Genomic DNA, 10,810 nt, shown 5'->3' with positions numbered 1-10,810 from the left:
TTTAGTCCTCCTTAGATGTTTCGGTTTGGCCTCTTAAAAAGGCATTCATGGCGTATATCGAAAGCAATGTTTTGACCCGTCTCCAGGGGCTACCTTTTATGAGCTCTCCGGATTCTACAGCAAGCATGTCTTCAGGTACGGTCAAACCAAGACGATATTGCACGTCGTTTAAGACTCGGAAAAATTCATCTAGATTTTTGGCGTTTCGCAAGGCATACAGCAGCCCCATTTCGTTTTCTTTTTGGGCATGAGAGCCCAGGGTATACCCAAAACCTCGAATTACCTTTAGTAATTGTGCGTCCATGTTAAGAACCTCCTTGAGATAGACCTCAAAGACCTCAAGAGTCTTGAAAACCAGGGGCCTTTTTTCAGAGCCTTCGTAAAGAAAATCTTCTATAAAGGGTAGAGGATCACCAAACTCCAAGACCGCAGCGGCGATCTTTTCGCGCCAGATGGTGTTGTAGCCGCGCCCCTCTTTTTTTTGAAACTGTCTGAAGACACCTTCCAGTATTTCTTGAGGACGTTCCGAGGGAAGGCTTTCAACGAAAGCCTCATAAAGGCGATAAAGGGTGGCCAGGTGGCTGAATTCCTTAAAGGCTTGCATATCAAAAGCTTTTCCAGGTTTTCCGGTAACTACATAAAGCACTAAAGGACGAGAGAGGGGGTTTTCCGAAGCTCCAAAAAGCTTGGTGAGCAGTTCCAGGGCTTCATCACTAAGCTTTTCTGCCTCTTCTGAGTTTCGCCTTACATAGGAAAAAAGCCTTAAAAGAAGACCTAGCGTTGTTTCATGAAGATAAGGACCGTAAAAGGCCAAAGGAGTATTTCTTTTTTTATTTCCCAAGCGTAGGTGATCGAAGATTTCTCTTTGCAAACGTTCAAGATCTTTGAGATCACCTTGAAAACAAAAGATGTGCAGGGCCTCACGCCCCTGAGCGCACCAGAGCCAGCCAAGATAGGCGGCAAGGCCAGCTACAGCACAGGTCGGGCAAATTTTGAGTTCACGTTTCAGCCCCGGGTAAAAATTGGCAAACTTTCCGGGCTCTACCACAAAGGGATAGTTCCACATTTTGGCCTTGGTAAGCGGGGCTGTTTCCCCACACAGATCGCAACTCTCTTTTTTGCGGCTAAAAGAGAGCTTGAGGTCGTAGGTCGGTGGACTAGTGAAGTAAGTTTTGCCATCTATTTTTGTTTTTGAGGCTTTGGGAGTAGCCTTTATAAACAGATTAGCCGGATAAAGCCAGTTCTTTTTGGGGTATTTTTTGATGGCACCAGTTTCTGTATCGACATATTCTCCTTCGTTTTCGGTCTCTTGCACGAGTTTTTCTACAATGGCTTCAAGCAGTTGTTCGTGCTCAAATTCCCCCTCACCAAAGAGGCGATAGAGCACGACCAGGCCGTTATCAATCCAGAAATTACCCCTCTGACGAGAAAGGCTTATTTTTACTGAGGCCATTTAAAATTACTCCATCCCTTTGAGGACTTACTATATTTTCCTTATCGGTAAGTCAATAAAAAAATTTAAATTGGGATTCCTGAAGCTACTATTAAGCCGAGTTTTTTTACACGACATAGCACTATCACAAAGTACCGACGAAGTGACCCCGCATGTCTTACGAGGAAAAATGTAGTGCCGACGAGGTAGTCTCTACCAGATAGCAGGGAGATTGCTTTGCCACTTCGTGGCTCGCAATGACCGCCTATTTGTCACTGCGAGGAGCGCACGAGCGCGACGAAGCAGTCTCAGAAATAGTGATCGCCACGACAACTAAGTCACCTCGCGACAGGAATTGCTTCGTTTCGCTTGTAATGACTCAATTGTCGCCTATTTAATGCCTCATATGTTGCTTTGAGTAACCTCTTCGGTTGCTAGCGTAGCTTCGCAGTGACTATTGACTTTGCGGGCCGCTATTGACGTTGTCAGGCAGGGTAAACAAACTCAGAAGTTTTTCTTTAGCTTCTTGGTATTGCTCTTCGTTAAAAAGTGGACGGCATTGAGAAATTTCTCGTTCTGAATTGAGAATTTTTACGGCAAAGGCCAGGCAGGTGGCTTCGCCGCATTCTTGGCAATTAGTCTGAGGCAAAAGTTTATAAATGTCTAGTGCCGTAAGGTTTTGGTTTATCAAGGGTTTAGAAAGGTCAATTTTATCTTTATTAGCGGACGCAACTCTTGCCATCTCTTCAATGTATTTAAGTGTTTTCAAGGCTTCTTCTCGGTCAGCCATGTAAGTCATGGCCACAAAAGAGTCTTTGTAAATGGTGATGATACTTAAGCCCTTTTTGAAGACCAGCCAGCCGTCGTTTTCGCTATAAGTAGCCCCTGGAATTATTCTGGCAAGATAGGACATAATTGTTTCCAAATCAGGAATATCCACTTTGCCGATGACCTTAATCCTTTCAGGATCCGCCAGACACTGGGAGACTTCTTTTATCTGCATACATCTCTCCTACTAGGTTTTTGTTTGCTTTTTGCGAATTTCAAATACCTTGGCGACTTTCCGGAAGGATTTGCCCTTCCAGAGCTCCAACTACTTCCGTTAGAACCGCGTGGGCGAATATTTTAATTATTCAGGATCAGGAGTAACAGGGGCGAAGCAGAATGTTTTCCTTGAAATAACTCTTGTCCCCACCCTAAACCAGGACGCCTTTCGGGGTCCCGAAAGGCTTTTTATCAAATTGAACTTTCAAAATTCAATTTGACGAAGTTTTTTCCGACGCCTTTTGAAGGTTCTTACATCGGCATGGTTAGAGTAGATGGGCTTTCGATCTTTGTTTGCTGGAGTGTTTGCAAAGTAAGTTTACGCTACTACACTTGTAAATCCTATTTTAGTTTAATGGATTAAACTTCAAGCTATCTGGCTGGGGGTGTCTATCCTCGTGTTTGTTTTAGCTTAATCTAAATTTTCACAGTTGTGTGGACCTCCCATTATAGAGTCTAGCTGCCTCAGCGCCTTCCTATCTCAACCAATGCCGGAAGCATTGGTTAGTATTCCAAAATGTGCAATTTTTACGCTAAGATTTTCTTTTATCTTGCTGCCGGGAAGAAAACAAATCGGTGGGCTAGGAATTCCCCAAGAGTTATCTTGCTTAAGGACGTAGCCTGTTAAGGGCTCAATTGGGCCTTCAACAGATCCATCTTTGATTTTAATAAAGTGTTGACCGTTATTATTTTCAGCGTCTTTAAGCTGCCAATCTGCGGCAAGGGCATGGGCTGTCAAATATTGATTTTTGGCAAATTGAAGCACCACATCTTTTCCATCTACCTCAAAAACAATACCACCCAAGGCTTTTCTGCTATTTGTGGGAGTAAGGCTTTCTAGTTTTACCCGACCCCAACCATAGCCCTTTTCACCACCAAGCTGCAAGCTGCCGAATATCTTTTTTAAACTGATTTCTTTTTGTTCTTCTTTTGTTTTAATAAAAAACAAGTCATTTTTCTCTAAACGTATTCCTTCAAAAGGACCTTTGTTTGAGGAGTTTATATCTTCTTTGACCCACAGATCTCCAACTAAATAAACATCTCTATCATCTCGTGTTTTTGGCCCAATATATTCCACTTCATGAAGCTGACCTTCATCACTTACTTTTCTCTCGTAATCTCCAGCCTGACTCATATAACCAAATTTAAAAAGATAATCAAAGTCGTTCTTTTCCCACGGGAAATATGGATTCTTCTTATCTAATGAAGGCCAGAGATAGCCAAAGCGAAAATTTTCATGGAAAAAAGTACCTACTTCTTCATATTTGCTAAGATCAGCACCAAAGTGATCTCTTGTAATTCGTGCCGTTAGCGCACCCCAAAGTGTCCGACCAGGTACATATTCCCGGGTTTCCATGAGATTCCTATATTTTCTTTTGCCGATATGTAGTGGCGAAAGGAGCTTCAAAACCACACGGTAATGCTTAAAACTCATGCCGCCTCCTCTGTTGAACCTGATTGTTCTTCTTTGGCAGCTTTGGCATGAAAGCGAGCGTAAATCAAAGTCTGCTCATAGAGGTCACGGACGAGGAGGAGGGTATCGAGGTTTTCTACTACTTTTTGAGAATAAAATTCCAGAGCTTCTTTAGGGCTATCTACAATGGTCTCATTTTTAAAATTTACTAGCCTTTTTAAGGCATCATAAAGAGAATTACGAATTACAGGAGCTATTTCTTTTTCTTTTGAACTTCTTGAAAAAAGAAAAAGCATCATGGCATATACACCCTGATTCTGGAGCACGCCTAAAGCTTTGGTAACTAATCTTTCTAGTGTTTCCTTATCACTTACATCAAGCATCTTCCTAGCATGATCTTGTGCTACTTTATCAAGATTAGTTTTAGTCATAATTGAACCTCCCAAGGATCAACAACTTGTTTAATTCTTCCAAAGCCTCTGGTGCCCATACCACCAATACCGAGATGCTCTGCCCATTCGAGGCCAGATACTATTATTCGTAAGATGTTTTGATTATTTTGTGTTGCTTCAATATTATCCCACTTCCATTTTTCTAGATTAACATCTTTGAATCTTTCTTCATTAATCCAATCAAAAACTTTTTTTACAGCCTTTTGAAATTTTTCTTTTTCTTCTTTATCTTCTTTATCTGATAAGAGCTTCCACTTTTTTAAAAGGCCTTTTTTTGCTTCCTCCTTTTCATTTTTGAGAATATTTTCCCACTCTGAAAGTTTCGTAACAGTTGGAAAAGTCCCCCTAAAGTCATCCACTACCACGTCAAACCAAAGAAAAGTTGCCCGTGGGATGGCTTCGTAGGTATAAAGGGCTCCTTCTTCAGTGGCACCGGTTTCGGGATTTATGGCCACGGAAGTTCTTACTTCAAGATTAGAATTTACAATCTGAGAGAAGAGCTTGTCAGAAACAAGGACAATGCGATTTTTAATATTTTCCCATTGCTTTAAATCTTTTGGAGGATTAATTTCCACTGCCTTGGGTGGATCAACCATTAGCCATCCGAGACTTATCGGCTTTTCAATCTTCATCGTAGAATAGAATTCATCCTCTTTCACTTCCGAATTGTTAGATGGATTCGAAACATCGAATCCTGCTTCCTTCAAAATGCCTACTGTACTCACCCACACCGGCCCGACCATGGAATAAACCGGAAATAACAGAATTCTGGCGTCGGAAATTGAAACGACGCCTGAAAAAGAGCCAGCCTCCCCTTGAATGGAGCCGAATGTATAGCAGATAGGGCAAGTAGGGCGCCCGCAATGCTTTCTCCCTTCGGTTGAGCCCTGCCCTGCGCACTGGGGCTTTCCATATCTTCTGGCGGCATAAGCCCTGATGGCTCCATGAAGGGCCGTTCCTGGAATCTTGGGAAGCCTGGTCCCTGGCTCCCTTACAATGGTATTATCAACCCGGCCAAGGCGCATACCACCAGTGCCTATATGCACTGGATCAGTTGTCATAATCAAAAAGCGATGGGTTTTATACATGCCGGACCTCCTGTGAAACATCTTCAATTTTCTCTTTCATTATGTGGTGAAAAAGATAAATTGCATCGGTGAAATAACCACGCACAGCCATATCCGTAAGCCAGTTTATTTCTTTTAGCGTTGGCTTATCTCCTTGCCATTGAGCATTTATGAACAAAGCTTTGCAAAATTCTTTAAAGCTTTCGTCATTGATGGAATCTTGAAAATTCTCAAACCATTCTTCTCGTTTGGCTTCAATGGCATTTCTGATAGCAAAGATTTGAGAGGAACTGAGTCTTGATTTGCCATTTTTCTTTTCTCTTGCAACAAAATTCCAAATTTTTTCAAGCTCAATAATTTCGTCTAAAAGATATGGTCTGGTAAGGGAGTTGTAACGCTTTCCTCTCTCATCGTAATGTACTTCGAATCGTCTTACGTTAGTTTCAAGGAATTCAAAGTCAAAGGTGGCCGGGGTGAAATAAATCTCGTCTCCAGGTTCAAGCTTTGCGACATGAACAAGCCAGGGATGGGCTGAATTCCAGGGATTTATGGCTTTGTAATAACGGTTTCTATCAGATGGTTCTTCACATTGGGCAAGAAAAACATAAGGATACCAATGGTCTTCTGTCTCACCATCTCCCATTAGGGCTGGAACATACCAAGTAAGTTTTCGATCGTCTGCCTCTATCAAGATTTCCAACCATTCTATAAATTGGCCATCTTTATCTTGGTCAAATCTTTCAGGTAGCTTATCCTCTTTATTTATTGATTTTCGGGCTGAACAAATTACCTTCCACACTAACGGTTTACTTTGTTGCGCCAACATTCTCCTTCCCGCGTCCATGATCGCCCTGAGGGGCATCTTGCGATAGGCATACACAACGCCAATGTGTAACGGCAGGCGATTTCTGACTTTGCCCATCTCCCGCTCGTATTTGGCCTTGATGGCCTTCACCACCTCGAAGGCCTTGTCTGCAGGCACCAGGGCCATGAAAGTGCGGGGCTCCGCGAGGATGGGGATGAGGGGGGTGTAAGAGCTTGCGGAGTCCTGGACGCCGTCTTCCCGCGCAATCGTAAATGTAGCCTGTTCCTGGCCCGGTCGTCCGTATTCAGTTGGCTCGTACACTTTCAAGGGCTGGCCTGCCAGATCTTGCACAAGGTTCTGGAACGAACGGCCATACACATTGTCCAGATACTCCAGGTTCTCAATCACCCAGAAGCCGCCGCGGTATTTTTCCGGAATATCTACCTCACCGTCTTTTTCCGGCACCCAGAGCACGGCTACCTTGCGGCCCTGGATTTCGAGTTCGTAGGCGTGGTAGGGGAAAATGCGGTCCTTTGGTTCTACCGCGCCTTTGAGGAAAATGCGAGGGCGGCGTTCACCAATGGTCTGGCCTGCCAAGGATTCCTCCAAGGAAAGGGAACTTTCCCAGAGGTCTCCCAGAGAAAGTCCATATTCATTGTCCTCCAGCCATTCTTGGAGCGCTTTCGGAGGTGGATCCGTGGGCGCAACGTCTTGCCAGAAACGGCGGGTCGTTTCCCAGATCCTACGGATGCGGGAATAGGAAATGGGTTTGGGGCCAAGGACCACATCAATTTGTTGGCCGTTTTCCTCGTGGATGACTATCTTGCGGTTTATAGGTGGAAATTCAGATTGAAGCCGTTTGAACATGGCTAAGGATTCCACTAGCGTACCATCCAGCCAGTTCTCCAAGGGGAAGTAGCCCACAATCAAGGCAATCCGTCCGTGTTTATCCGCGACTTCGTCCAGCCAGACGGTCTCGGGATGTCCTTGCAGGAAACGCTTTTGCGTGTCCAGGTGAATCCCCTGCACCCACGGTTTTGCACGGGATTCTCGCCGCTCGAGGCAAACGCCGCACATGCCCCGGGAGATGGCTTTATGTCTATTCTGGTTTTTGGCCCCGAATCCCAAGGGCCTCAAACCGCATAGAGAACATTTTTCGTGCAGTTCTCCCTCGTTGTTCCAAGATTGAGCGATTTTCTCAACATCAGGCTGATATCTCAGGCCTTCTTCCTGTTCTTCACGCAATAAATCCCCCAACGATTTACCATCCTCAGACCGTTTCTGGGTGTAGGTAGATAGCTCTATCTCTGGTGGAAGAGTAAGATCTCCGTGTGTGAAATGAATAACGGTCTGACGCAGATACTCTTCAAGGTTCTTGGCTCGCTGATAGGCATCCAGCAACATAAAGTCCTTGTTGTCCTCGGGCAACTTCAACAGATGGAGAGGTATTACATTTTTTCCTTCCTGATCTCGCAAAAAGGTCAGGAACACCGGCCCGTTCTCATCCCGGTAAACTTCCCCGGCCAGGGGGAATTCCCATTCCAGGATGTCCTGCCAGGCGTCGTAGACTTTCTGTAACAAAGCGCGACGTGCCAGCAGGTCGGGGACGTTGTTGGATTGCGCGAGGTAGGCCAGGCCGTCAATACGGAGAGGAAGGAGTTGAGGACGGAACCACGAACGAAATTGAGCGTGCTTTTTAATAATTTCTTCAAGAGATGTAACACTAATTGCACTAATTGGGGAGCTTAGATTTATATCATTTCCCTTTATCCACGCATAGAAAATTTTGAATAACACTCCTACCGACAAGGAATGTTCCCATAGAGAAATATCGTTTACACTATACCTCGTATCTCCGGCAGCCATAGCAAGCGAAGATTGAAGCAAAACCAAAAGGCCCATTCTTTCCCCAACAAAATTCGCAAATGCAATATCTTTTAGAGCACACACTAAACGTGTCAGAAAGTCTCCATTGGTAGAGCAATTAACTTGTTTGTTTCGAGCGTTTTCTGGTAGGGGTTTAATATTGCTATTCGAGCAACTTGAATTCAAACAATAAAGAAATCGCTGATAACCAAAGACCGAAAACACTCCAAAACCCAAGGATTTAGGCTGAACAGAAAAAGCGTTCCGCCCATGAGTAATGATTTCTGAACGGTCATATTCGGAATCTAACCAATCAATTCGCTGCACAACGCAAACCACAAAGTCGTTGACACCGCAATTTCCACTACTTCGCTTGTGGTGGTCTTGGATAACACGCTGAGCAGATATCGAAGTGTTTGAGGGGAAGTTATTTGCGAATTGTTGCAAAAAACTACTAGATCTACCAGGGCCAAAACGCGTATGGGCGTAATTAGACCTTGGCTTATCTCGCAAATATTTTGACTGATGCCCTACATGCAACTTGCCAACATCATGCAGGAGTATAACAAATTCGGCTTTGAGAATTTCGTCGCGGTTATCAGCAAGCACTTTGAGGTTATGCATATTAGCCCCCTGTAATTTCATGCAAAATTGCTAATGCTAACTGTTGAAATTGGGTTTTCAGATCTTTTGGATCAAAGGGTATAAGCATTTTAACAGGCCATTTTTCCAGATCGTCCGGAAAATTCTGGGCCCGCTGTAGGGCAACTGCAAACCAGTAAGCATCAAAACCCGCATCTTTTTCCGCAGCCAGCCGCATTAACGCTTGAAGCTCATTCTCTTTGAGTAAAAAGTACAGATCCACAGCGTCCCGAGGTTCGGCCCGGCCATAATACGCCAGGGTTTTTTCGGCTTTCAGATCCTCAAAAACGTTAATGGGCACACCGTAAGGCGAGGGCAGTGAAGTCGCAAAACGAACAGGTGTATCTAAGGCCAGGTCCAGGCGTAAAGAATCTCCGTCCCCGACGATTGTCATTTCCACAAAAGTGGAAAAACGTCGGGTTACCTGAACTCCCAAGCCATGATGGGTAAGTGTTCGCTCGATCTGGCGCGAAAAGGGTACAATGAGACCTTCTTCTGTGGTGAAAAGATCCAAGTCAAAGGACAGACGATGTCCTAGGTAAAATTCTGCCAAGGCTGTGCCACCGGTCAGGTAAAACCGGGATATGTCAGGCAGTTGCCCGAGCAGGTTCAGTACTTTCTTTTGTAGTTCGCTCAGAATTCCTTTACCTTGCAACACCATGACGTGCCTTAAAAAAGGCCCTCCAAAGGCGAGCAATATCTTCCGGCAAGTCCAATGAATCCAGCAATTGTTCTACTTCGTCCAGATCAAGTTTACGAATGTCCTCCGCCCGGCCATGAAGCAGCACCTGGCGGATATACCAGTGCCGCTGGAAGGGATCGGAAAGATCCAGAGTATCAGTGCTCCAAACAATATGGCGGGGAGGCTTAACTTTTGCCATTCCATGCCTCCCAGAAAATCTCTTCTGCTTCTGAGAAACCTTTGGCTTTTATCGTGCTTTCCTCCTTGATGACCTCTGCCACTCCATAACCGCTGCTGGTCTTCGCCCCGAAGCCGTACTCGGTGAGCATGGCGCGGATGCCCTTAGCCACGGCCTCCAAGTCGGCCTTGGCCTCTTGCTCAATCTCTTCCGGCGATCCCTTGCCCACTCGGTCCAGCGGTACATAGAGCACCGTAAAGACGCCGGATGTTCCCGCGGGCACGCACTCGAAGTAGATGGGATTTTTGCCCGCGCCCGTCTCGCGATCGTGGGGGTTGATGATCTCAAGTCCAATGCGGTCGAAGAAGGTGGGGTAGAAGTGAAGGCAGCCTTGGAAGCCTTCTACTTTTCTTAAATATTTCTTTTCCTTTAGTCGCTGTTTGAATTCTTCCTCAACTTTTTTGATTTCGTTTCTAAATTTTTCCTGCCAGTTTTTTTCTTCTGATTCATTCTTTGGCTTAGGTCCAACTCGATGAAGGGCAAGGATACGGTTCAGAAATTCTGCTGTTCCATCTTTCTCATTACCAAATAATCTGTAAAGCCTGAGCCGCTCCACTATAAATTGCTCTTCAGTAATCTCACCATTTTCCAACTTTGAGGCCAAATCCCGTATCATCGCTGACCTCAGCGCACCCTTCCATTGGCTAGGGGCTACATAGGGCACCTTGAAAACCCACTCCTTCTTCACCGGGTTGTCGAGGATGTAGAAGTCCACATCGTCCTTGCTAAGATAAGGCTTACGCAGGGTGAAGTGGATCTGAACGGCCCAGGAACCGGGAGGGAAGAGTATGAGGTCGGGAAAAAGTGGACTCACCGTATCGTGATGGTTGGCAAGGCTCAAAATATGCCCCATCCAGCGCAAACGTTGGCATAGAAAACGTTGAAAATCACCCCGTGGATTTTGCAAATTTCCGGCATAGTACCAATGCTGAAGGGCAGTGCCTTTGGCATAATCCTTACATTTATCGCGTTTGGTACATTTATCTTCCGAAGCCAGTAATTGAGCAAACAAAGCCTGCTGGACAGCTGGGTCTTTGATACGAAACCAGTCTCTACCTGACGCTGACTGGCTAGCCTCGGACTGCTGGGCAAAATAGTCGATCAATCCTCGTTTTTGGTTCTGGGGCAAACTGTAAACATCAAACTCTGCCCAAAATTCTCTCTTCAT

At 45.1% G+C, this 10,810-nt stretch carries 9 protein-coding genes; all 9 read right to left on the bottom strand.

The window, feature by feature from the left end:
- Position 1: 1 nt before the first annotated feature.
- A complete protein-coding gene (locus THEIN_RS01140) occupies positions 2–1,453 on the bottom strand; it encodes a hypothetical protein (RefSeq protein ID WP_013906858.1) in 1,452 nt (483 codons plus the stop codon).
- Between the two features lie 433 nt (positions 1,454–1,886).
- Positions 1,887–2,435, bottom strand: coding sequence for a (Fe-S)-binding protein (locus THEIN_RS01135; RefSeq protein ID WP_013906857.1), 549 nt, complete (start codon positions 2,433–2,435; stop codon positions 1,887–1,889).
- 522 nt (positions 2,436–2,957) lie between these two features.
- Positions 2,958–3,911 (bottom strand): RAMP superfamily CRISPR-associated protein, encoded by a 954-nt coding sequence (locus THEIN_RS11445; protein WP_013906856.1) that lies wholly within the window; start codon positions 3,909–3,911, stop codon positions 2,958–2,960.
- A complete protein-coding gene (locus THEIN_RS01125; RefSeq protein ID WP_013906855.1) occupies positions 3,908–4,321 on the bottom strand; it encodes a hypothetical protein in 414 nt (137 codons plus the stop codon). Before THEIN_RS01125 ends, THEIN_RS11445 begins: the two co-directional genes overlap by 4 nt.
- Positions 4,318–5,430: a type III-B CRISPR module RAMP protein Cmr4 gene (gene cmr4 / locus THEIN_RS01120; protein ID WP_013906854.1), complete on the bottom strand. Its 1,113-nt coding sequence runs from the start codon at positions 5,428–5,430 to the stop codon at positions 4,318–4,320. The genes THEIN_RS01125 and cmr4 overlap by 4 nt, the downstream gene beginning before the upstream one ends.
- Entirely contained in the window at positions 5,423–8,704 is a 3,282-nt protein-coding gene (locus THEIN_RS11440; RefSeq protein ID WP_013906853.1) for a hypothetical protein, read from the bottom strand. The genes cmr4 and THEIN_RS11440 overlap by 8 nt, the downstream gene beginning before the upstream one ends.
- Position 8,705: 1 nt before the next feature.
- Positions 8,706–9,383 (bottom strand): nucleotidyl transferase AbiEii/AbiGii toxin family protein, encoded by a 678-nt coding sequence (locus tag THEIN_RS01110; RefSeq protein WP_013906852.1) that lies wholly within the window; start codon positions 9,381–9,383, stop codon positions 8,706–8,708.
- Positions 9,367–9,603, bottom strand: coding sequence for a hypothetical protein (locus tag THEIN_RS01105; RefSeq protein ID WP_013906851.1), 237 nt, complete (start codon positions 9,601–9,603; stop codon positions 9,367–9,369). Before THEIN_RS01105 ends, THEIN_RS01110 begins: the two co-directional genes overlap by 17 nt.
- The gene (locus tag THEIN_RS11435; protein ID WP_013906850.1) at positions 9,590–10,810 is read right to left on the bottom strand and encodes an RAMP superfamily CRISPR-associated protein; all 1,221 of its coding nucleotides are present in this window, start codon (positions 10,808–10,810) and stop codon (positions 9,590–9,592) included. Before THEIN_RS11435 ends, THEIN_RS01105 begins: the two co-directional genes overlap by 14 nt.

This window comes from Thermodesulfatator indicus DSM 15286 (assembly GCF_000217795.1).
Lineage (GTDB): Bacteria > Desulfobacterota > Thermodesulfobacteria > Thermodesulfobacteriales > Thermodesulfatatoraceae > Thermodesulfatator > Thermodesulfatator indicus.
Note: the sequence above shows the minus strand (reverse complement) of the source record. Positions and strands in the feature narration are given on the sequence as shown.